The 22,591-nt window shown below is 60.8% G+C and carries 23 protein-coding genes and 2 pseudogenes; 16 read left to right on the top strand and 9 right to left on the bottom strand.

Annotated features, from left to right (window positions below):
• The first annotated feature begins 24 nt into the window (after positions 1-24).
• The gene (locus ACSKB9_RS14165; RefSeq protein WP_438073852.1) at positions 25-1,329 is read left to right on the top strand and encodes a glutamine synthetase family protein; all 1,305 of its coding nucleotides are present in this window, start codon (positions 25-27) and stop codon (positions 1,327-1,329) included.
• Here ACSKB9_RS14165 and ACSKB9_RS14160 read toward each other — a convergent pair.
• The 6 genes from ACSKB9_RS14160 to ACSKB9_RS14135 all read right to left on the bottom strand — a co-directional run bounded on the left by ACSKB9_RS14160 (position 1,322) and on the right by ACSKB9_RS14135 (position 4,904).
• The gene (locus ACSKB9_RS14160; RefSeq protein WP_438073851.1) at positions 1,322-1,717 is read right to left on the bottom strand and encodes a hypothetical protein; all 396 of its coding nucleotides are present in this window, start codon (positions 1,715-1,717) and stop codon (positions 1,322-1,324) included. The two genes, ACSKB9_RS14165 and ACSKB9_RS14160, sit on opposite strands and share 8 nt — an antisense overlap.
• A 150-nt stretch (positions 1,718-1,867) precedes the next feature.
• Positions 1,868-2,545: a helix-turn-helix domain-containing protein gene (locus tag ACSKB9_RS14155; protein ID WP_438073849.1), complete on the bottom strand. Its 678-nt coding sequence runs from the start codon at positions 2,543-2,545 to the stop codon at positions 1,868-1,870.
• Positions 2,546-2,733: 188 nt separating this feature from the next.
• Positions 2,734-2,892, bottom strand: a complete 159-nt coding sequence (locus ACSKB9_RS14150) for a hypothetical protein (RefSeq protein WP_225643913.1) — start codon at positions 2,890-2,892, stop codon at positions 2,734-2,736.
• Between the two features lie 19 nt (positions 2,893-2,911).
• A complete protein-coding gene (locus ACSKB9_RS14145) occupies positions 2,912-3,634 on the bottom strand; it encodes a CBS domain-containing protein (RefSeq protein ID WP_438073847.1) in 723 nt (240 codons plus the stop codon).
• Between the two features lie 62 nt (positions 3,635-3,696).
• Positions 3,697-4,005 carry a c-type cytochrome gene (locus ACSKB9_RS14140; RefSeq protein ID WP_438080195.1) on the bottom strand — a complete coding sequence of 103 codons (309 nt, stop codon included), beginning with the start codon at positions 4,003-4,005 and terminating at the stop codon, positions 3,697-3,699.
• Positions 4,006-4,067: 62 nt separating this feature from the next.
• Positions 4,068-4,904, bottom strand: a complete 837-nt coding sequence (locus ACSKB9_RS14135; protein ID WP_438073845.1) for a universal stress protein — start codon at positions 4,902-4,904, stop codon at positions 4,068-4,070.
• Positions 4,905-5,068: 164 nt separating this feature from the next.
• Between ACSKB9_RS14135 and phbB the strand changes: the two genes are divergently transcribed.
• Together phbB and ACSKB9_RS14125 are read left to right on the top strand one after the other, a co-directional pair.
• A complete protein-coding gene (gene phbB / locus ACSKB9_RS14130) occupies positions 5,069-5,794 on the top strand; it encodes an acetoacetyl-CoA reductase (protein ID WP_438073843.1) in 726 nt (241 codons plus the stop codon).
• A 15-nt stretch (positions 5,795-5,809) separates the two neighbouring features.
• Positions 5,810-5,935 (top strand): hypothetical protein, encoded by a 126-nt coding sequence (locus tag ACSKB9_RS14125; protein WP_411780144.1) that lies wholly within the window; start codon positions 5,810-5,812, stop codon positions 5,933-5,935.
• Positions 5,936-6,427: 492 nt separating this feature from the next.
• Here ACSKB9_RS14125 and fixJ read toward each other — a convergent pair whose 3' ends face one another.
• From fixJ to ACSKB9_RS14110, 3 genes are all read right to left on the bottom strand, one after another.
• Positions 6,428-7,036, bottom strand: a complete 609-nt coding sequence (gene fixJ, locus ACSKB9_RS14120) for a response regulator FixJ (RefSeq protein WP_438073841.1) — start codon at positions 7,034-7,036, stop codon at positions 6,428-6,430.
• Positions 7,033-8,463, bottom strand: a complete 1,431-nt coding sequence (locus tag ACSKB9_RS14115) for a PAS domain S-box protein (RefSeq protein ID WP_438073840.1) — start codon at positions 8,461-8,463, stop codon at positions 7,033-7,035. Before ACSKB9_RS14115 ends, fixJ begins: the two co-directional genes overlap by 4 nt.
• A 320-nt stretch (positions 8,464-8,783) precedes the next feature.
• Entirely contained in the window at positions 8,784-9,140 is a 357-nt protein-coding gene (locus tag ACSKB9_RS14110) for a hypothetical protein (RefSeq protein WP_411780148.1), read from the bottom strand.
• A gap of 471 nt (positions 9,141-9,611) precedes the next feature.
• Between ACSKB9_RS14110 and ACSKB9_RS14105 the strand changes: the two are divergent.
• The 13 genes and pseudogenes from ACSKB9_RS14105 to ACSKB9_RS14045 form a co-directional block, all read left to right on the top strand.
• Positions 9,612-10,352 (top strand): annotated as a pseudogene (locus ACSKB9_RS14105) (CBS domain-containing protein).
• Entirely contained in the window at positions 10,349-10,558 is a 210-nt protein-coding gene (locus ACSKB9_RS14100) for a hypothetical protein (protein ID WP_411780149.1), read from the top strand. Before ACSKB9_RS14105 ends, ACSKB9_RS14100 begins: the two are co-directional and overlap by 4 nt.
• 178 nt (positions 10,559-10,736) lie before the next feature.
• Positions 10,737-10,964, top strand: coding sequence for a hypothetical protein (locus ACSKB9_RS14095; RefSeq protein ID WP_028332743.1), 228 nt, complete (start codon positions 10,737-10,739; stop codon positions 10,962-10,964).
• Positions 10,965-11,075: 111 nt separating this feature from the next.
• Positions 11,076-11,573 carry a hypothetical protein gene (locus ACSKB9_RS14090; protein ID WP_438073837.1) on the top strand — a complete coding sequence of 166 codons (498 nt, stop codon included), beginning with the start codon at positions 11,076-11,078 and terminating at the stop codon, positions 11,571-11,573.
• Positions 11,574-11,599: 26 nt separating this feature from the next.
• Positions 11,600-13,222: a cytochrome-c oxidase, cbb3-type subunit I gene (gene ccoN / locus ACSKB9_RS14085; protein ID WP_411780204.1), complete on the top strand. Its 1,623-nt coding sequence runs from the start codon at positions 11,600-11,602 to the stop codon at positions 13,220-13,222.
• 8 nt (positions 13,223-13,230) lie between these two features.
• Positions 13,231-13,965 (top strand): cytochrome-c oxidase, cbb3-type subunit II, encoded by a 735-nt coding sequence (gene ccoO / locus ACSKB9_RS14080; RefSeq protein WP_438073835.1) that lies wholly within the window; start codon positions 13,231-13,233, stop codon positions 13,963-13,965.
• A gap of 10 nt (positions 13,966-13,975) precedes the next feature.
• Complete coding sequence (locus tag ACSKB9_RS14075; protein WP_411780152.1) at positions 13,976-14,140, top strand: cbb3-type cytochrome c oxidase subunit 3; 165 nt, start codon at positions 13,976-13,978, stop codon at positions 14,138-14,140.
• 6 nt (positions 14,141-14,146) lie between these two features.
• The gene (ccoP, locus tag ACSKB9_RS14070; RefSeq protein ID WP_438073833.1) at positions 14,147-15,019 is read left to right on the top strand and encodes a cytochrome-c oxidase, cbb3-type subunit III; all 873 of its coding nucleotides are present in this window, start codon (positions 14,147-14,149) and stop codon (positions 15,017-15,019) included.
• Positions 15,020-15,113: 94 nt separating this feature from the next.
• Positions 15,114-16,571 (top strand): cytochrome c oxidase accessory protein CcoG, encoded by a 1,458-nt coding sequence (gene ccoG, locus ACSKB9_RS14065; protein WP_411780154.1) that lies wholly within the window; start codon positions 15,114-15,116, stop codon positions 16,569-16,571.
• A 15-nt stretch (positions 16,572-16,586) separates the two neighbouring features.
• Positions 16,587-17,087: a FixH family protein gene (locus tag ACSKB9_RS14060; protein WP_411780156.1), complete on the top strand. Its 501-nt coding sequence runs from the start codon at positions 16,587-16,589 to the stop codon at positions 17,085-17,087.
• A gap of 11 nt (positions 17,088-17,098) precedes the next feature.
• Positions 17,099-19,285, top strand: a complete 2,187-nt coding sequence (locus tag ACSKB9_RS14055; protein WP_438073831.1) for a heavy metal translocating P-type ATPase — start codon at positions 17,099-17,101, stop codon at positions 19,283-19,285.
• Positions 19,285-19,452 (top strand): cbb3-type cytochrome oxidase assembly protein CcoS, encoded by a 168-nt coding sequence (ccoS, locus tag ACSKB9_RS14050; protein ID WP_438073829.1) that lies wholly within the window; start codon positions 19,285-19,287, stop codon positions 19,450-19,452. The genes ACSKB9_RS14055 and ccoS overlap by 1 nt, the downstream gene beginning before the upstream one ends.
• A 2,379-nt stretch (positions 19,453-21,831) precedes the next feature.
• A pseudogene (locus tag ACSKB9_RS14045) lies at positions 21,832-22,092 on the top strand (transposase); the annotation flags it as partial.
• Positions 22,093-22,591 lie beyond the last annotated feature (499 nt).

Raw genomic sequence — 22,591 nt, 5'->3', positions numbered from 1 at the left:
CCAAGCGAGATCGGGACGACTGGCATGAATACGGCTCGCGTCGCGGTGGCTGGAGTGTGCGACTTTGACGGGGTCCTTCGAGGGAAGCATGTCGCGGCTGAGGATCTTTCGAATGGAGACAAAATCGTCAGATTCTCTGAAGCCGTGCTTGCCTGGGATTGTTCGGACCGAGTGATACCAGCGAGTTTTACCAAGAGGCCGCCATCAGCGTTCGGGGATGCGGACCTGCGCATTCTGTCGCGCACCGGTCGTCCCGTGTCCAATCGGCGGGATCTGTACCTAGCTGAGTTTGTGGGCGCCCATGAGAGCATCTGCCCGCGTGGTGTTCTGCGTAAGGTCCTAAGAAGAGCAGCTGAGCATGGATATAGCTGTACTGCTGCGTTCGAGTTTGAGTTTATGCTTTTCAAGGAGAGCGCCGAGACCATCAATAATAAGCCATTTGATGAATGGGCTCCTTTGACGCTTGGACCATTCGGTTACTCACTGACGCGAGCCATTGCAAACGAAGAGCTGTTCGACGAGATCCTAGCGCTGTGCGAAAACGCTAGGACACCTCTCAGTGGGCTTCATTTTGAAACCGGGCCCGGCGTGATTGAGGCGTCGCTGCGTCATTGTGATGCCCTGGATGCAGCTGATCGAGCAGTCATATTCAAGTCGATGATAAAATCGTGGGCGCAGACGAAAGGGATGACGGCCTCGTTTATGGCCAAAGTGTCTGAGAACTGGCCGGGTCAGTCGGGACATATTCACATCTCAATGTCATCAGATGGCAACAGTGCGTTCTACGACAGCGAGACGAGGTGGAACATCTCGGAAACTATGAGCCAATTCATTGGCGGACAGCTGAAGTACATGACGGAGTTTTGTGTGCTGGTTGCGCCGAACGTGAATAGCTATAAGAGATTGGTCGCCGGCTTTTGGGCTCCAATCTGCCCAAGCTGGGGGGTCGACAATCGTTCCTGTGCGGTGCGGGTCATCCCCGGAGGCTCGGAAGCGCACCACCTTGAGTACAGACTGAGTGGCGCAGATGTGAATCCATATCTCGCTCTCGCGTGTGCCCTCGGCTCCGGCATTCTAGGAATTGAGGAGGATGCTGACTTAGCAGCTCCGTTTGTTGGTGATGCAAGCGAGGAAAATGAACGTTCCCCGGAGCGGCTTCCCCAACATTTATTAGAGGCCACAAGCCGGTTTGCGCGATCTCAAAAAGCCATCGATCTATTTGGAGATAGGTTTGTCGAAGCCTTCTCGTGCTCCCGCCGTTGGGAGTGGGAAGCCATTCAACATCGAGTTACTGACTTTGAGCGCGAACGATACTTCGAGATTATTTAGCGTGCGCAAACTCTTGCGGCCGCGCTCGTGGGCAGCATCGGTGACGCCGCCGCGGATGCTGACGAAGAACTCGAGTAGGCGATCGCCTACCTCCGGTGCTGATCTCCAGCGCGCTACGGTACTCGTTTTCGTGCAGCCCGACGACAAAGTCGGCAAAGGTTTCGGGCGTCATGATCGTCGGAGTGCCACCGCCGAAATGGATGTGGGAGACAGGTAATCGCCCACCGATCGCTTCCGCAACGAGATGCGCTTCGAAGCCGGCGGCGTAACGGGTTCGTCGCGCCTGGTCATAGAAGTGTGGCACCCGCAGTACCAGCACATTGACCGGCAAAACGAAACATGCAGGTAGATCGAGGCCGGCCGCCGAGTTGGAATCGACCTGAGCCATGTCCGGTAATCGGCCTCGCCGACCGCCGCAGAAAAATGCGGAGCCGTGGGTGTAGCGCGGTAGCTGTCCTGCCCATAGGTGATCGCCAGGTTCGACCGCATCTCCTTGCCTCTCACTTGCGGCTAATTATCGGATTCTGGCGCGCCCTTTTCACGCCGCCATGATCCGGTTCGACATCGCGCGGTTGCGCAGTTCCACCCGACGCGAGGTCGCAAGGGAGATCACGCCGTTCTGCTCGAGCTGGGTGAAGGTGCGTGATACCGTTTCGATCGTCAGACCGAGATAGTCGGCGATATCCTGCCGCGACATCGGAAGCTCGATCGCCGCATTCTTGACGGCGCGGCGCGCCATGTCGTGGAGGAAGCCGACGACACGATCTTCGGCGCTGCAGATCAGCAACATCAGATGCTCCTGGAAGCGACGCAGTTCCTGGGCCGTCGCATCCCAGAGTTGGCGTGCCAGCTCCTTTTCGTGTATCGCACGGACCATGAGCGCGGCGCGCTTGACCACGATGACCCGCGTCTCGGAGACGGCCTCGGCCGAGGAGATATGGGTCTCGCCGGCCTCGAAGCCGAAAATATCCCCGCGCAGATAGAATGCGCCGATCTGGCGACGTCCGTCTTCCAGAATCTTGTAGGTTCGGACGGCGCCGGAAACGACCTGATAGAGGTATTCCGCGGCCTCGTCCTCGCCGTAAATTTCGCTGTTGCGGGCGAACCGCATCGGCGTCCCAACCATGCCGAAGGGTCCTTCAACGCGCGCCTGCCGGCTGAGGATGCTGGTCGGCTGACGGCTGTTCTCGAGGGAAATGGCGTTCTGGGTCTGCATGGCGACGCTCCATGAATGGGAAGATCGATGGAGGCAGATTGATCGCATCTCGTGGATCGGGAAATTTGGATATTTCCCCTAAGTAGAAGCCACTTACGTATTTGTACGTAGCTCCGGGAATGCAGAGCAATAAACGGTGGCCGCACGGCGAGACATTAGTGTCTCGGCGCGCGAGGCAAAAAGCGCTGCTAGGTCCCGTTCTTATCGGGATAGGCAGCGCGTGTGCTGGCTCGGTCCTGTTCCTGACGCCAGCGCGTCGTGCTGCGATCGGTCAAGACGAGCACGAGCGCAAAGATCGCGAAGATGAGACAGACGGCCGTGACGACAAGCAGTGTACTCATTGCCATGTTGGCCTCCTCGATCTGATCAGCTAGCCGCCTTGACGTCTTCCGGCGATTCCACGTAGTAGCCGGAGTAGCCGTCGACGAAGCAGAGATGATCGTGGACTTCCCTGACGCCCGAGGTGTTCTCGGCGAGCACGATTGCGGCCTGGCGAGCTCGTTCATCGAAAATCAGGCCGTGCAGATGCACGGCGCCGTTGCGCACCCAGACCTGGAAGCCGGCGGGACGCCAGCCGGTGGCGTTGATTTCGCGCAGGATCCGTTCACGGATATGGCTGTCGTCGGCGGTCGGATCGGGAACTTCGCGCGCCAGCGATGCAACCGCCTGCAGGATGTCCGCCCGGGTGACGATTCCGACCATGGTCTTGCCCTTCACAACCGGCACCCGCTTCACGGCGTGCTTGTGCATCAGATGCACGATTTCGTCGAGCGGTGTCTGCTCCTCGACGGTAATCGGGTTCGCCGTCATGACATCCTCGACCTTGCGGCCGCGCTCGTGCACGAAATCGGTCGCGGCACGACCCACGCCGGTGAATAGTTCCAGCCATGCCGAGCGCTTGTGTCCTGTGCCGATCTCGCCGCGTTCCAGGAAATCTCCCTCGGACACCATGCCCCTGAGCGTGCCGTCTTCGTCCATCACCGGCAGACCGCTGAGGTGGCATCGCAGCATGATATTGGCCGCATCCAGGATCTTGGTGTGCGGACTGACGGCGATGATATGCTTGGTCATGACCTGATGCGCGCGCATGCTGGACCTCCGTGTTGAAGCTTGAACAATGAGGCTTTGTGCGTTCCGCGCATTGACCTGACTCAACGGTCCGCTTGGCCTTGCTCGAGGGATTTCAAGAACAGAATGAAGTCGCCCACCTGGTCCGGCTCGAAGCTGAACTGGGGCATGGTCGGATGGCCGGTGACGATTCCCTCCGCCAGTGATTCCTGCAGCATCTCGACCGGATAACGTTCGTGCAATGTCCGGAACGGAGGTGCTATCCTCAGCGGGCTCGGGCTCACCCGGTCGATTGCATGGCAGCGGGCGCAGTAGAGCTGTGCAAGGCAACGGCCTTGTTCCTGGTCCGCGGCGGCTGGAGCCAGCGCGGCGCAGATCGCGCTGATGACCACGAAGCCACGAGCGATATGGCTCTGAAATGTCCCGGTTGGATGCTTCACAGTGCGGCTCGCGCTTAGTGAGACATCAGGACCGGAACGGTCATCGCGCGCAGCATGTCGCGCGTCACGCCGCCGAGCAGGGTTTCCTGCAGGCGGGAGTGGCCGTATCCGCCCATCACCAGAAGGTCAAGGCTCTCATCCGCCGCGATCGACAGCAGGATCGACTGAACCTCGGACTTGGACGCCGGCAACGACGTGATCTTGGCCGGAAGTCCTTCCTTTGCAAGGTAGCGCACCAAGTGGTCGCTGGAGCTTTCTGAGGGGATCGGATCGGCGCCATCGATGGTGAGGACGGTGAGAGCATCGGCTGCGCGCAGCAGCGGCATTGCGTCGTGCAGGGCGCGGGCGGCAAGCCGGCTGCCATCCCAGCAGATCCCGATACGCTTCGCCGAGAACGCGCCGTAGAATGTATAGGGCATGAACAGAACAGGACCCCCGGCTTGGAACAAGAGCTCGCGCGGGATCACGTTGTCGTAGCTGTTGTATTCGCCCAGCGGCTGCACCACCACGGTCAGGTCATGCAGTCGCGCGTTCGCGCAGATCATCTCGCGAGCATCGATGGGGAGCGCACCCACGGCGCGGCTCGCGTAGGATATCCCCGCATTCCGCGCCTCGATTTCGAAGACGCGCAGCGCAACCTCGGCGCGTTCGAGGGCCTGCTCATGTTCAGCCTCGAACAGGGAGGCGACCGCCGCGCCGCCTTCAACGACGAGCGGTACGCTGGCGGTCTCGTAGCCGATCGCCATTGCGTCGAGATGCGCGCCGGTGCCGAGCGCGAGCGAAACCGATCCGTCGACCGCGGGACGTGGCGACAACTCCGTCGGAATGTGGACCAGGATGTTCTTGAACATGGGCCGTTCTCCAAAGGGGGTGGAAGAGCAAGTACTATCAAAGCACGGGTCGAGGTGAACAAATTTGATCTGCCTCATGCGCGGTCGTGGATTCTGATTGAGCGAGATCAATTCATCGAGCGTGTACTTCGCGCAAATGTTGTACCCAGCTTGGAGGAGCCGACATGGCGCGCGTCGCATTGGTTACGGGTGGAAGCAGAGGAATTGGCGCCGCGATTTCGCGTGCCCTCGCTGCCGCCGGATGCCGGGTTGCGGCCTGCTATGCTGGAAATGCGGGAGCCGCGTGGTCGTTTCAGGATCAGACGGGAATTCCCGTATTCCAGTGGGATGTCGCGAACTTCCAGGCCTGTGCAGCTGGCATCCGCGAGGTGGAGGCGGCGTTGGGCCCGATCGACATCCTGGTCAACAACGCCGGTATCGTGCGCGACGCCACACTGCATCGAATGACCAAGCTGCAATGGGATGCAGTGATCCGAACCGATCTCGATTCGCTGTTCAACATGTGCCGACCCCTCATCGAGGGCATGCGGGCGCGGAAGTTCGGGCGGATCATCAACATCTCGTCGATCAATGGGCAGAAGGGTCAGATCGGCCAGACGAACTATGCCGCGGCGAAGGCCGCCGAGCTCGGCTTCACCCGTGCACTGGCGCTCGAAAGCGCGCGGTTCGGCATCACGGTCAATGCGATCTGCCCGGGCTACATCAACACCGAGATGGTGGCCGCGGTGCCGGCTGATGTCATGCAGAATTCCATTCTGCCGCAGATCCCGGTCGGGCGGCTGGGGCAGCCGGAGGAGATTGCCCGTGCCGTCGCGTTTCTTGCTGCCGACGAAGCAGGGTTCATCACCGGATCGACGCTGTCGATCAATGGCGGCCAACACATGTGTTGAATAGGAGAGATGACAATGCTCGCCACCGATGTGATGCGTAGTTCGTTCGCGACGATCAAGCCGACTGCCACCGTGCTCGATGCCGTCGAGCTGCTGCTTGAGATCGATCAGTGCGGCCTGCCGGCCCGTGCGCAAGTTTAATTGGAGGGCGACGGTGCGTGTGCGCGGATTGCTCGAATCCAGTGACAGCAAATGCTCTTCAACGCACTCTCCGCGTCGCCCCCGCTCGACGATGCGCTGCGTAAGAGAGATCTTGAAATTCACCGCGTTTCACTAACCGGTTTGCCGCCCAAACGGGTTGCCCGATCTGACCTGGGCATGGGCAAAGCAATATGGGCTCGCCTGAAAGCCGGCACAGACTATTGGAACGCGAGATTTAACTCGCGATAAAGCCCCCTATCGGAATCCTGCAGCAGGGTTCTTTTTTCGTATGGCAACGAGCAGGGCGATCTATCGTCAATCCGATGCAATGTTGCGTTCTGGCGGCAGGTGACGCCCGCAGAATAATTACTTATGCCTTTGCGAGCGGGCGGTACGTGGCTCGAAATTCCGGGATACGCTTGCCCAAGTGCTGCCTCACCAGCGTGGGCTTGGCGCGTCTTGATCTTATGAATGATCGCTTTCTAGGGATGTCTAGAGCCCAGCAGCGATCGCGATCCGCATCAATTCCGACATGCTGCGCACATTGGTCTTGGCCATCAAGTTAGCCCGGTAAACCTCGACTGTTCGTGGGCTGATGCCAAGGTCGTGGGCGATCACCTTGTTGATCTTGCCCGCCACGAGCCCCCGCAGAACGTCACGTTCGCGCGGCGAGAGATCCACAAGGCGAGCTTCGGCCTCGCGCTTGACCGTACCGTCGGCGGGGGGCGCCGACTGTGTTTGCAAGGCTTCGCCGATTGCACGCAAGAGCGCCTCGTCCTCGAACGGCTTTTCGATGAAGTCAACGGCGCCTGCCTTCATCGCCTCGACCGCGAGTGCGACGTCTCCATGTCCCGTCATCAGAATGACGGGACATGCGACCGCGTCGGCCTTGAGTTTGCGGACCAATTCGAGGCCGCTCATGCCGGGCATACGGATATCAGATACAATGCAGTCGACCGTGCTGCCGGCGAGATGATCGAGAAAATCGGTGGCCGCCTCATAAGACATTACCGCAAAGCCGTTGACGTCAAGAAGGAAGGCCAGTGAATCCCGCACAGCTGGATCATCATCGATCACGAGAATTGTACGCCGCGTTGTCATGCTTCTTCTCCGTCCTCCGCGAACGGGAGGATGAACTGAAAAACCGTGCCGCCACCAGCGTTAGGCATCACATCGATGCGTCCGCCATGGGATTCGATGATGGTCCGGCAGATCGAGAGGCCGACGCCCATGCCATGCTCCTTGGTCGTGATAAAGGGCTGAAATAAACGGTCGGCGATATCGGGGCTGATGCCCGGGCCGGTATCGGCGATGGTGAACGTCGCAACACCGTTAGTCTTGGTGACGCCGACGGTCAATTCGCGGCGCGGGCCCAAGGCCATCGCCTCGATCGCGTTGCGAACCAGGTTGAGCACGACCTGCTGAATCTGGATTTTGTCGACGATGATCGGGGGCATGTCCCGGTCGCTGCGGATCGCCACCCGGACGCCCTGCTCCTTGGCGCCGAGCAGCGCTAGTGCGACAGCCTCTTCGAGCAAGGTCGCCGGGCTCTCCAGGGACTGTTGGGTCTCGCCCTTCGCGACAAATTCACGCAGGCGCTTGATGATGTCGCCGGCCCGTAGCGCTTGCTGCGCGGCCCGCTCGAGCGCGTCCCGAATGCGGGCAGCATCCGGTATCTCCGACGCCAGCAGCGCCTTCGCACCGCGCATGTAGTTCGTGATGGCTGACAGCGGCTGGTTGATCTCATGCGCGATTGAGGATGCCATCTCACCCATGGCGGTCAATCGCGACACATGCACCAGCTCGGACTGCAGCTCCTGAAGCCGCCGTTCCTGCGCTCGACGCTCGGTGAGATCGCGGATAAAGCCGGTGAAGAAGCGCTCTCCGCTTACCTTGGCCTCGCCGACGGCGAGCTCCATCGGGAACGTCGAGCCGTCACTTCGTTCCCCGACAACGATACGGCCAATGCCGATGATGTGCCGCTCGCCGGTCGTAAGGTAACGCTCGAGATAGCGGTCGTGCTCGCCGCGATACGGCTGGGGCATCAGGTTCGAAACGTTCTGTCCGACGACCTGGTCCGCTTTCCAGCCAAACAAGCGCTCGGCTGCAGCGCTGAAGGAGCGAATAATGCCGCGGTCGTCGATGACGATCATCGCATCAGGGACCGTGTCGAGGATCGACTGCAGATGGGCTTGGCGATTTCGCGCCTGATCGCTCTCCTTCAGTAGCCGGTCACCCATAAAGCCAAGGATCGGGCCGAGGACAGCAAAACAGGCGATATCGATCAGATTTGCAGGTTCAGTGACCAGGCTCCTGCCGAGGAATTTGGCGCTAATGACGAGGCAGAGCAGGGTGGTGAGGATCGCCGGACCGCGGCCGCCGGCGAAAGCGGCAAAAAGCACGGCCGGGACAAAGATGATCGTGAAGGTCCGGTCCTCGAAATAGTTATCTAGTCCCGCGCGCACAGCAAATACGAGTGCGGCCGCTGCCGCGGCAGTGCCATAGCGGTACCAAATGCGGTCGGACATATTTCCCCGGCAAAGCCCTCAACCTATTTGATGTTACAACGTCCGGAGGCGTGCTGCCACTGGCTGCTCTGTTCAAGACAGTGGGCGGACGACCTATTTGATCCAGGAACGCCAATGTGTCGGCTGCACCAGGATGCGTTCGATGGTCCCCGCCTTCATCCAGCCGCCCAGAATGCAGCGGCGGGGAAGACGAGCTTGTGAATCGCGTTACCTTCGATGAAGGCGAGTTCAAGGTTTCGATCGAAGGGGGCGTCGCGACCGCCTCCCATGTCTCGCTGACGCCGGGCCCTCGGCGCTCTGGAGCGTCCGGTACGGGCATGTCAGACGGCCTTCTGAGTAGCCTCGTCGACACTGCTGGTCTTTCGTGCAAACAGGTTCAACTCGATCGTGCCCAGCGAACGCGCGGTCTCGATCGCGTACGTCGCGTCGTTCGCGCTACGCGCGGTAACGCCCTTGGCCCAGTCCTGCAGCGCTGTGATCTTCTCGGCGACCGAGGCGGTGGAATTGAACCTGCGGAAGAGCTCCCAGGCCTCGTTCGATTCGGTCTGCATCTGCTCGAACCAGTGCTGGTTTGCCTCGACCAGTTTCTCCGAGAATTGCGACTGGACGGCCATCGCGCGCTTCGCATAGCTTTGGATGGCGTCGGAGATGGGACGGGCTTCGCTGTGGTCTGTCATGTTCAACCTCCTTCATTGAGGAAGGCCCTGCTTTCCATACGTCCGGCAATTGCGTGTTGATGTGCGTCAACTCGATAGCTTTCCGGATCGCACGGCTCGAACGGCATCGTCTGGCGGGACGCGTCATGCCGCATTGATGCACGTCAAAATTCCGCTGAACGGTCGAGGCGGCGCCGGCGGCCTAGAACGGGCCACGGCGATGGTGCCGGGGAGGGCTGGACCCGGCCGGCTGGCTCAACGAAGGCCGATTTGCGTGCAAGATCATCCGGACGAGGGACAAGACAACGATCGCGAGCGCGCTCCGATCGAGGCGACCAGCTGCAACATGATTTTGTTCTCCTGACTAACTGCCAATGTCTTCGATGATGGTCGTAGCGCCTTGATTCCCATCAAGTGCGGGCATTGAGAACGATCAAGATGAACGCGCGGATCATGTGCGAGCTTGGTGTGGGCGTTGAAAGGAGAACGGCTATGCGCGCACACCAGATCATGACGAGACATCTCATTACTGTTGGAACCGAGACCTCCATTATCGAGGCCGCCTAGTTGATGATGGATCATCATGTCAGCGGTCTGCCGGTGGTCGAATCGTCTGGAAGACTGGTCGGAATCCTGTCGGAAAGCGGCGTTTTGCGGCGAAGCGAGATCGGTACGCAACGCCGGCGCGGCCGCTGGCTTCAGTTCCTTCTCGGTTCCGGTCATGCAGCCTCGGACTTTGTCCGTGAGCGCGGGCGGAAGGTCGGAGAGATCATGTCGTGTGATCCCGTCACCGTGACGGAAGAAACGCCCTTACCTGATCTGGTCAATCTCATGGAGAAGATGGGCGTTAAACGGCTGCCAGTGATGCGCGAGTGGCGCCTCGTTGGCCTCGTGACACGTGCCGATCTACTGCGGGCAGTCGCGTCTATCGCGCACCAGATCCCGGATCCTACGGCTGATGACAAGCACGTCCACGATCGCATCGTGCGCGCACTCGACGGTGCAAATTGGTGTCCGCTCGGGCTGCAAGTCTCGGTGCGCAACGGCGTGGTGCACATGCGGGGGATCATCGTGGACGAGCGGGCGAGGCAGGCGGCAATTGTCGCGGCGGAGAATGTCGCCGGCGTCAAGGAAGTGCACGATCATCTGTGCTACGTCGACACTTATTCCGGTTTCTATATCCAATCCGCGGAAGACGAACGAGCAGCGAAAGCGAAGGAGATGGCAGGATGATCGTTCGCCCCGTAATCATTCTGATCCCGTTGACCGCAACTGCGGTGGTCGGCGCCGGTGTCGTGGGATTCGCCGCAACATTGATTACGATCTTGGTGATCGTGGGCTTCGCGGTCGTTGCCTGCGGATCGACCGTCAGCAGCAAAGCAACGTCAATACCGGCAGTCCGGCCGTCGTCCACAGGCTGGACATCTGACCACAAATAGTACTCGTCCGATCCGTTCGCAGTTCCTGACCATGTGAGCCGCACGTCGCGAATAGCGCGTCGCTCCTGTTCCTGGCGGTAAGATAGCCGCGCCTCAGAGCATTCCGTTGCGGCAGATCAATACGGGCGTCTCGTACCAATGGCAGCATGAGCAAGGAATCAGCCCATGCGAGGGTCCCATGACATCATTTGACGTTCGTTTCATCAAGACGGTTTGCGACGATACCGGCCACGAACATCGCGCCTGCCAGGCAGCATTCAAGGTCGACGCGGTCTCGCTTTCCGCGGCTGCACAGCTGGCCGAGGCCGACTTCTGCAGACAGAAGGGCGTCCGCGACTGGACGATCTTTGCCGATTCCATGGAGCTTCGAACGCCGCCAGCTTTGCCGTCGGCGTGGGGCGGCTAGCGACCCATAGACGGCCGTCGCGATCGATTGCCGCGATATCGCGCGCTTGATCAAGATCAAATCGACAATCGGATCCTTCGGCTAGAGGTGGAGAGCCAAAAGGGGTGAGAAATGACCGACCGATCAGCTGGCAATAGCTCGCCGCAATTCGAGAAGCTTCTCGCTCGCTTGCGCGCATTTCTTGCGCGTCGACACGAATTCGATCTGTTGACCGCCAGGGAGGTCGACGAGATCGCTCACGAGCTCAATCTCGCGACGTCGGACCTTCGTGCGCTTGCCCGTGAGCAAGGTTCACCGGAGTTGCTCAGCAAGCGTCTCGAGCATGCAGGTTTGTCCGAGCAGACGCTCGCTTCGTCCCATTGCGATGTGTTGCGTGATCTGCAGCGGATGTGCGGTCTATGCCATGAGAAGGCTCGCTGCGCCGCGGATCTCGCGCGGGAAAGGCGGGCCAGTCCGGCACGATACTGTCCGAATGAACTGACCCTGACGGCGCTGATCCGCGGCGCCGGCAGCGCGCGGCGTGGCGCAGAAATTGACGCCGATCAAGTGGCCAGCGGCGAGATTGTGGTTTCCATGACGCCACCGCATCCAAAGAAAGCTTCCACATGACCAGTCCATCTTCCATTTCAAAGTCGATGACGATGGGCGAAGCCGGCTTGACATCGGCACTTGCGGTTTTTGCCTTCGTTAGCTTTCTGGGCGCGGCGATGGGGCACGATGCGGCGTTCAGTCTTCACGCGTCGCTTGCTTGTGTCGCCAGCCTGATCTCCGTGGTCATGATCGGTAATCGCTACCTTGACCGTCCGGCCCAACTGCCTCCTGCGGAGATCGGCGGGCGTCCCAACTACTATCTCGGACCGATCAAGTTCGCGTCTGCGATGGCGATGTTCTGGGGCATCGCGGGCTTCACCGTCGGTCTGATCATCGCGATGCAGCTGGCCTGGCCGGCGCTGAACTTCGATCTGCCCTGGACGACATTCGGCCGGCTGCGGCCGCTGCATACGTCGGCCGTGATCTTCGCGTTCGGCGGCAACGTCCTGATCGCATCTTCGTTCTACGTCGTGCAGAAGACCTGCCGCACGCGCCTTGCCGGCGACCTCGCGCCCTGGTTCGTGGTGGCGGGCTACAACTTCTTCATCCTGATCGCCGGTACCGGCTACCTGCTCGGCGTGACCCAGTCGAAGGAATACGCCGAGCCGGAATGGTACGCCGACTTCTGGCTGACGATTATCTGGGTGACGTATCTGCTCGTGTTCCTGATGACGCTGGTGAAGCGCAAGGAGCCGCATATCTTCGTCGCCAACTGGTTCTACCTGGCGTTCATCATCACAATCGCGGTGCTCCACCTCGGCAACAATGCCGCGCTGCCGGTTTCCTTCCTCGGCTCGAAGTCCTACATCGCCTGGGGCGGTGTGCAGGATGCGATGTTCCAGTGGTGGTACGGCCACAACGCGGTCGGGTTCTTCCTGACCGCCGGCTTCCTGGCGATCATGTACTACTTCATTCCGAAGCGGGCGGAGCGTCCGGTCTATTCATACCGGCTTTCGATCATCCATTTCTGGGCCCTGATCTTCCTCTACATCTGGGCCGGCCCGCATCATCTGCACTACACGGCGCTGCCGGACTGGGCGCAGACGCTCGGCATGACCTTCTCGATCATGCTCTGGATGCCGTCCTGGGGCGGTATGATCAACGGTCTGATGACGCTGTCGGGAGCCTGGGACAAGCTGCGCACCGATCCCGTGCTGCGCATGATGGTGGTTTCGGTCGCCTTCTACGGCATGTCGACCTTCGAAGGCCCGATGATGTCGATCAAGGTCATCAATTCGCTGAGCCACTACACTGACTGGACCATCGGCCACGTGCATTCCGGAGCACTCGGCTGGGTCGGCTTCGTCTCATTCGGCGCGCTCTACTGCCTGGTCCCCTGGCTGTGGAATCGCCCATTGTACAGCCTGAAGCTGGTCAACTGGCACTTCTGGATCTCGACGATCGGCATCGTGCTCTACATTTCCGCGATGTGGGTCTCGGGAATCCTGCAGGGCCTGATGTGGCGGGCCTACACCTCGCTCGGTTTCCTCGAATACTCCTTCATCGAGTCCGTCGAGGCCATGCATCCCTTCTACATCATCCGTGCAGCCGGCGGCGCGCTGTTCCTGATCGGGGCCCTGATCATGGCCGTCAATCTCTGGATGACGGTCAATGCCGGCAAAGCCAGCGAAGCCGAGGGCGCCGCTGCCCTCCAGCCTGCCGAATAGGTCGCGCAATGTCCTTCTGGAATCGACACAAGATCTTTGAGAAGAACTCGATCATCCTGATCGCCGGTATTCTCGTCGTCATTGCCATCGGTGGGCTGGTCGAGATCACGCCGCTGTTCTACCTGAAGAGCACGATCGAAGCGGTCGATGGCGTGCGGCCCTACACGCCACTCGAGCTCGCCGGTCGCAATATCTATGTCCGCGAGGGCTGCTATCTCTGCCATTCGCAAATGATCCGCCCGCTGCGCGACGAGGTCGAGCGCTATGGCCACTATTCGCTCGCCGCGGAAAGCATGTACGACCACCCGTTCCAGTGGGGCTCCAAGCGCACCGGGCCGGATCTGGCGCGCGTCGGCGGCAAATATTCCGACGATTGGCACGTCACTCACCTGATCAATCCGCGCTCGATCGTTCCGCAGTCGGTGATGCCCGGGTACCCCTCGCTCGCCAAGACGGAACTCGACCCGTCCGACGCCACGGCTCATCTGCGGACCAATCGCGCGGTCGGCGTACCCTATACCGACGAGCAGATTGCCAACGCGGTCGCCGATATCAAGGCGCAGGTCGATCCCGACAGCCCCGGCTCTGATGCTTTTCAGAAGCGCTATCCGAAGGCCTTGGTCCGCAACTTCGACGGCAAGGGCGGCAATCCGACCGAGCTCGACGCATTGATCGCCTATCTGCAGATGCTCGGCACGCTCGTCGACTTCAAGCTCTACAACGAAAAAGCCAATCTGCGCTGAGGGCACGAGCATGAAAGCGATCATTCAAGCCGAGAATTTTGCGTCGAGCCTGGTCGGCACACTCTGGACGCCGATGTTCGTTGGAATCTTCGTAGCGATCGTCGTCTACGCGCTCTGGCCCCGCAACAAATCTCTCTTCGATGCTGCAGCTCGGATGCCGCTGCGGGAGGACTGACCGATCATGAGCGAGCACAATGAGATCGACCGCGTTTCCGGTCGCAGCACGACCGGTCATGAGTGGGACGGCATCAGGGAACTGAACACGCCGCTGCCACGGTGGTGGGTCCTGACGTTCTATGCAACGATCATCTGGGCGATCGGTTACTGGGTCGTCTATCCGGCTTGGCCGCTGGTGTCGGGCTACACCACCGGTCTGTTCCAGTATTCTACCCGTGCCAGTGTCGCGACCGACCTTGCCGATCTGGAGAAGCTGCGCGGCGAGAAGATGGCGGTGCTGGGCATCGCCTCGCTCGCCGACATCGAGAAGGATCCGGCCTTGCTGGCGCTGGCTCGCGCGCGCGGCAAGACCGTGTTTGCCGATAATTGCGCGCCCTGTCACGGCAGCGGTGGCGCCGGCGCCAAGGGCTTTCCCAACCTGAACGACGACGACTGGCTGTGGGGCGGCTCGCTTGACCAGATCATGCAGACAATCCAGTTCGGCGCGCGGTCGGGACACGCCAAGACGCACGAAGGGCAGATGCTGGCGTTCGGTCGCGACGGCATTCTGAAGAAGGACGAGATCGTGACCGTCGCCAACTATGTGCGTTCGCTGTCGGGCCTTTCCACCGCGCCGAAGTTCGACGCCGCGGCAGGAAAAAAGCTCTTCACCGAGAACTGCACGAGTTGCCACGGCGACAACGGCAAGGGCAATCCGGAACTCGGCGCGCCGAACCTGACCGACCAGATCTGGCTCGATGGCTCCGACGAGGAGACGCTGGTCGAGACCATCACCAACGGCCGCGCCGGCGTGATGCCGGCCTGGGTCGGTCGTCTGGACCCCGTTACCGTCAAGGCGCTGTCGGTCTATGTGCATTCGTTGGGCGGCGGCAAATAGCTGCCGCCGCGAGGGCGTCCGGTATCATTGACCGAGGTCAAACCCGGACCTGGTGCAGGGATGTAGGTTTCAACGACGCCTCATCGAGCAACCCATGAACAAGTCCGCGTCGCCTGATCAATTCATAACCGACGAAGACGGGCCGCTCTACGCGCCTCGCAAGAAGGTGTACCCGCAGAGCGTCTCCGGCCGCTTCCGCTCGATCAAATGGCGGCTGATGGCTATCTGCCTCGGCGTCTACTATTTGCTGCCGTTCGTGCGCTGGAATCGCGGTCTCGGCGCGCCTGATCAGGCCGTGCTGATCGATTTTCCCAACAGTCGCTTCTACTTCTTTTTCATCGAGCTGTGGCCGCAGGAGGTCTATTACTTCACCGGCCTTCTGGTGCTCGCGGCCCTCTCCTTGTTCCTGATGAATGCGCTGGGCGGCCGCATCTGGTGCGGCTATCTCTGCCCACAGACGGTCTGGACGGATCTTTTCTATGCCGTCGAGCGGCTGGTAGAAGGTGACCGCCGCGCCCAGATCAAGGCCGACGCTGGCCCAATGACCGTAAGGCGCGCCGGTCGCCGTGCATTGAAGCACGCAATCTGGCTGATGATTGCCTGGTGGACCGGTGGCGCCTGGGTGCTCTACTTCGCCGATGCGCCGACCCTGGTGCGCGATCTGGCGACCTTTCAGGCCCCGGCGGTCGCCTATGTCTGGATCGCGATCCTGACCGCGTCGACCTATCTGCTCGCCGGCTACATGCGCGAGCAGGTTTGCGTCTATATGTGCCCGTGGCCGCGGATCCAGGCCGCGCTGACCGACGAATGGGCGCTCAACGTCACCTATAAATACGATCGCGGTGAGCCGCGTTGCTCGGTGAAGAAGGCGTTTGACATCCGCGCGCTCGGCGAGAAGGCCGGCGATTGCATCGATTGCAACCAGTGCGTCGCCGTGTGTCCGACCGGCATCGACATCCGTGATGGCGCGCAGCTCGGCTGCATCCAGTGCGGCCTGTGCATCGATGCCTGCGATGCCGTCATGACCAAGGTCAGCCGCAAGACCGGCCTGATCGGATACGACAACGACATCAATGTCCAGCGCCGTATCGCCGGCAAGGTAGAGATCTTCAAGCCGGTTCGGGCACGGACGGTGGTCTATGCCGGCCTGATCACCGTGGTCTGCGCGGTGATGCTCTACGCTTTGATGTCGCGGACCCTGCTCGACGTCAACGTGCTGCATGATCGCAACCCGATCGGGGTGAGGCTCAGCGACGGGGCGGCCCGTAACGGCTATACGCTGCGATTCCTCAACAAGCGCGGCTTCGATCGTGTGATCGCGATCGATATCGATGGGCCAGCCGAGGCCAAGCTTCACGTCATCGGCGCGGATTCCGTGACGCCGGACCGGCCGATGATCGTCCTTGGCCGCGACACCACCACCGAACTGCGTGTGCTGGTGACCGCCCCGTTTGATGAAAAGGCGGAAAAATCGGTGCCGGTTACATTCCGTATCACTGACATCGGGCTCGGCGAAGTCGCCTCGGCAACCGACCATTTTGTTCTTCCGTAACGGCGAGATTTCATCATGGCAGCCTCAAGTCCAGCCGCGCGGCCCATCACCGGACGTTTCGTCCTGATCACGACGATCGCGTTCTTCGCTGTGGTCATCGGCGTCAACATCGTCATGATGCGGCTTGCCATCACGACGCTGCCAGGCACCGAGGTCGACAGCGCCTACAGCGCAAGCCTCGCCTATCAGCGCGAGATCGTGGCCGCGCGGCAGCAGAACGAGCGTGACTGGCAGGTCCAGGCGCATATTGATCGGCAACCCGATGGCACTGCCGCGATCGCACTCGAGGCGCGCGACCGTGCCGGCACGCCCCTGACGGGGCTGAGTTTCTTCGCCCGGCTCGAGCGACCGATTGATCGTCGGGCCGATCGGGCGATCGAGGTCAGTGAGGCCGGTCTCGGAAGCTATCGCGGTCGTGCCGAGGGAGTTTCCGCAGGGCAGTGGGACCTTGTGATCGAGGGCGATGCCGACGGTCGCCGCATGTTCCTGTCGAAGAACCGCATTGTCCTGAACTGAAGGCGCGCCGCATGCACGCGGATATCGATTTCTCGCATTATTTGAAGAACGCCGGAGCCGGGCTCGTCCACCTCGATCTTGCGGTCGAGGGCATCAACTGCGCGGGCTGCATGGCCAAGATCGAGCGCAACCTCTCGAACATTCCCGACGTCACCTCGGCCCGCGTCAACCTCACCGACAGTCGTCTGGCGCTGGAATGGAAGGCCGGCACCCTCGAACCGGCGCTGTTCGTGAGCCGGCTCGCCGAGCTCGGTTACAAGGCCTATCCGTTCGAACGGGACGATGCCGAAACCCAGGAGGCCCGGCGTGCGCAAGGCCTGTTGCGCCGGTTGGGTGTCGCCGCCTTTGCGGCGATGAACGTCATGATGCTGTCGGTCCCGGTATGGTCCGGCAACGTCTCCGACATGCTGCCGGAGCAGCGCGACTTCTTCCACTGGCTGTCGGCGCTGATCGTGCTGCCGGCGGCCGCTTACTCCGCGCAGCCCTTCTTCTCGTCGGCGTTGTCAGCGCTGCGGGCGCGCGGCGTCAACATGGACGTGCCGATCAGCATCGGCATCGTGCTCGCCCTGGCGACTTCGGTGATCGAGACCATCAACCACGCCGAACACGCCTATTTCGATGCCGCGATCATGCTGATCGCGTTTCTGCTCGCCGGCCGCTACCTTGACCAGAACATGCGGCGCCGCACCCGCGCTTTCGCCGGAAATCTCGCCGCGCTCAAGGCGGAGACGGCGACGAAGTTCGTCAGTTCGACCGAGATCAAGACGGTCCCGGCAGCCGCGATCCGGCCCGGCGACATCGTGCTGCTGCGGCCCGGCGAGCGCTGCGCGGTCGATGGCAATGTGATCGAGGGCCGCTCGGAGGTCGATCAGAGCCTGATCACGGGCGAAACCTTGCCGGCAATGGCGGCGCCCGGCAGCGCGGTGTTCGCGGGCACGCTGATCCGATCCGGCACGTTGCGTGTCCGCGCGTCGGCGGCCTCGGGCGGAACGCTGCTCGACGAGATAAGCCGGCTGCTCGATCACGCGCTGCAGGCGCGCTCGCGCTATCTGCGTCTTGCGGAGCGGGCCTCGAGGCTCTACGCCCCGGTCGTACACGCGACCGCGTTGCTCACGATGCTCGGCTGGCTGGCCTATGGCGCAAGTTTTCATGATTCGATCGTGACCGCGATTGCAGTCCTGATCATCACCTGTCCCTGCGCGCTGGGACTTGCCATTCCCGCCGTGCAGACCGTTGCATCCGGCGCGCTGTTTGGCTCTGGCGTGCTGCTCAACGCCAGCGATGCGATCGAACGGATCGCCGAGATTAACCGGGTGATCTTCGACAAGACTGGCACGTTGACGCTGCCCGAGCTCGATGTTGCCAACCTCGCGGACATCCCGGACGATGTCGTGAAGCTTGCGGGCCGGCTCGCACTCTCGAGCCGTCATCCGGTCGCCGCCGCGGTCGCGCGCAAGGCGGGCGCGGCTTCGCCGCTGCCGGACATTCAGGAAGAGCCTGGTCAGGGCGTGCACGGCTTCCATGAGGGGCGTGCAATCCGGCTGGGCCGCCCGTCATTCTGCGGTGCCGACGACCTCGCCAATGAGATTCTGTGCCGCGATCCGGAGGCTTCCGTCGTCGCATTCAGCCACGGCGAGAGCAGGTATGCGTTCGCGGTTCGGCAGCGGCTGCGGCCGGACGCGGCGGAGGTGATCGCAGCGTTGACCCGCATGGGCATCGCCGTCGAGATCGTGTCCGGGGATCGCGAGCCCGCGGTCCGGCATGCGGCGAGGATGCTGGGCGTGCATGAATGGCGTGCGGAGGTCTCTCCGGTCGACAAGATCGACCGGATCGAGGAACTGGCGCGCCAGGGCTGCAAGGTATTGATGGTCGGCGACGGCTTGAATGACGCGCCAGCTTTGGCCGCGGCGCACGCTTCGATGTCGCCCGTTACAGCCACCCACATGAGCCAGGCAGTCGCCGATGCTGTCTTCCTGGGTGAGCGGCTCACGCCGGTCATGGTCGCGGTCAAGGTGTCCTGCAAGGCGTTGCGGCTGATGCGGGAAAATCTTTGGCTTGCCGTCGTTTACAATGTGCTAGCCGTGCCGATCGCGATCGCCGGCCTGGTCACGCCCCTGATCGCGGCGGCGGCGATGTCGGGTTCGTCGGTGATCGTTATGCTCAATGCGCTGAGGGCGCGTGCGAGGGAGACGGTCTGATGGAGGTTTTGGTCATATTGGTGCCGCTGGCTCTCGTACTTGGCTTTGTAGGCCTGCTCGGCTTTCTCTGGTCGCTCAAGAGCGGGCAGTATGACGATCTCGATGGCGCAGCCTGGCGCGCTATCGCCGATGACCAGCCAGTCAGTGATCACGGCCGATCGAAGTAGTGGAAACACACCAGTAAAGCCGCGGATGCGATGGTCAGCGTCGTAAGACCAGGAGAGGCTAACCTGCTGATGGGTCAATCCGCGCCACAGTCAGCAGCAGCTTTTCGGCAGCACGTCTGGCTGCCAGTAGCGCCAGTGTGTCGGCTCTGCTGCTACGGGTTGCATCGTGTCTAAATCGAGCCACCCATCCGCGCGGCGAATGCAGCGGAAGCCCAGCGGACGCCGCTTGTCATCGATCACGGCAAGCTCGATCGCGCAATCGAACGGTGCCGACGCGATATCCCGCCATCCCAAAAGGGCTGGCCGGCAAAGCCACGAGGTGAATGCTCGACGCATGCGATTCAGATTGCTTGATGAGCGACGGCCATATCGTCGCACATCGGGAGGTCGACACCGTTGATGTAGCTCAACCTTGCACACATTGGTTCGTCGTGGTGATTATTGGTCATCCTTTCGAGAATCGTGGCACTCAGCCGAACCCTACAGGGGCTGACCAAAGGCAAAAAGCGCCCCGTAGTCTTTCTCGAGGGCACCAGCGTCGATAGCAATGCAATCGTCTGACGGATGCGGGCGTTCTGCGCCGCTAAAAGCGCCAATGGCAAGCCTCAGCTCGTCTACTATTCGGTCGGCGCAAATGGTTTCCTAGGCGGTGTTTGTACGAATTCTGACCGGACTTCCGATATCGGCATTCCCCTGCATCTCCGACCTTGCAGAAGATGCCAGTCTCCGACTTGCTGGCTCGGTCCGGGCGACTCAGGTTAAGCAGTGGTCATCGATCAGACTAACCTGCGAAAGGAAAAAAATGGTCGCCCCCACACGCGGACTGACTTCTGGCTATGCGCTCGAGGTCGATGGCCGATTGAAAACCGAATTTGCGAGCAGAGATGCAGCTTGGGCAGGAGCGGAGGAGCTAAAGAAGCGCTTTCCTATGCTTCAGATCAGAATTTACGATGCTCTGGCAAAGACCAGAGATGAGGTCCAGCTTCCACGAGCTTGAGCTCTTCGGTTGATGCTCTTTTGCGCGTGCGCCTGGCGCCGCACCGGGCTATTGTCGAACCGAGCCGCGCAGCGTCTCGGTTGTCTCTGGCGTCGATCCTCGCGCACCATCAAGGCCGATCGGGACCCCCGGCCGGATTCGGCTGCATGGCTATGCCATCAAGCGATGCTGATTGAGCCGAAGACTAGGGGTGGTGGCCTTGAGCGAACGCGCTGCGGAGGCCGTAGTCAACCACCGGACGTTCAGTGCAGCTATGATCTTCGCGAGACTTCTCGTCGTGAGGCCCCGCGCCGAGGCCGAGGTGATGCTGCCGCCAGACCCAAAGATCGCGCTCACGGGCGGACTCGACTTCAACAACGTTTCGCCATCCGGGATCGGTTCGACAAGGTCGACGCGAAACATTACGACGGTGATTCTGCTCCACGGCGCCTCGCTGAAAAGCGCTCAATCGAGCGCTCCAAAATGGGGGATGCCGCAGATGCCTCCAAACCGACCGGGTATACCAACGCCCTCCGTTCAAAATAGGACATGCCATGCTGGCAGTCATGCCGATCGGCATCGTGCAGTTCCTCGATACCGGAATCAGGACAACCTCGCCGACAAGACGAGGGAACTCGGCACCCGGTCTGGACGTTCGGCAATGTTAGGCGTGAGCAAGCTGGCCGCCCGCATATGACAGGCGAATTTAGAAATATGTACGCGAGGAGGTCTCAAAAGGGTTGAATTGCACGTAGCGTCAAGTTGTAGGCTCTCGAGCCGGCGGCCAACGAGCAGCAAAAGAGTACGAATGTCCGAAGTCTTAGGCTCAGTAAAATGAGTGGTCTCATCAGGGGCTCTTGTAAAGTCGCGGCTCCAGTATCCACACGCGATGCCCGCCGGACCGTCGGCGAACTGCATCTGGCTGCAAGGCACCGACCAAAACCTAAGCAGATTGCCTCATCGGTTTCGCTTATGACGTGAGAGGTGACGCCGCCGCTAACCTGTGCGTCCGTCATGATCTCCGTGGCTGCGGAAGCCTCAAAGGATCTCAATGTAATGTCAAGTGTCAGGAACCCGCCGCGCGGCCATGCGCCAGATTCGCGGATGGATGCAACTATACGTGAGGATGGGGTGACCAAGCAGCGCTCATTGCCGACGCTTGGTCCAATTTCGTTCTTAACCAAGGTGGGACTTTGGAATGGAAGCCATTCTATCGTCATTTGTCCTGCCGATAAGCCAGAATTCGACTTACGACGCGACGGCGACCTAAACCATATTGCTGAGGTCTGCAGCGAAGAGGCTCATGACTTCACTTGTACTCGGATTATCAATCCGACGACCCGCGCACTGCGTGGGCTTGATCCACTATGAAGTTCGTTTTGGCCCAAGACGAGCACCAGAGCATGAAGCGCAGCCGCTTTTCGGAAGAGCAGATCTTCGAAATATTGAAGGAGCACGAGGCCGGCGTTTCGGTCGCTGATCTATGCCGCAAGCACGGTATCAGCGATGTCAGCATCTACAAATGGAAGGCTAAGTTCGGTGGGATTGAAATGTCAGAAGCCAAGCGGTTGAAGAAGCTGGAGGATGAAAATACGCGGTTGAGGCGGCTGCTGGCCGATGCCATGCTGGAGTATGCGGCGCTGAAGGACCTGTTGGAAAAGAAATGGTGACTGCGGCGAAAGCGGACCGGCGCGCCGGCTTTCGGGACCGCCTTAGCGGCGCACTCGTGGTTGTTGATAGAGCGGACTTTGACCATTTGCCTTGCGTCAGTATTTGGTTGGTCGGCGCGCAACCCAAGTGAATGCCTCTACGTGACCAGTGCGATATGGCGGTTCTGTACGACGCCTGCTGCTTCGTCAGGACATTCAACCCTGCGCTCGATCGGCTCGTGAGGTCACCAGAACGTGCGCCTATATGGTAATGACGTATGCTCCGGCAAACCTTCGTATAGTGCCCGCAAGCCTTTCTATAATGATCGCCTATCTTCGTACAAATTGAGCCAGCCCTCAACTCCACTTGTAATCTGGAGCGCAAACCGCAGCGTCAAAAGCTTTTGTGAGCAAGTGGGTCGAATTTCATTGTGCAGCCACAAGGTGCAGGTGAAGCCCTTCGATGGCGGGAGGAACGGCGCTGCCGCGTTTCTTCGAGTGATGTCCCTCGGGC

The organism is Bradyrhizobium sp. BR 1433, assembly GCF_051547665.1.
In the GTDB taxonomy this organism is placed as follows: Bacteria; Pseudomonadota; Alphaproteobacteria; order Rhizobiales; family Xanthobacteraceae; genus Bradyrhizobium; species Bradyrhizobium australafricanum.
The sequence above is the reverse complement of the archived record's forward strand: the minus strand, read 5'-3'. Positions and strand labels throughout refer to the sequence as shown.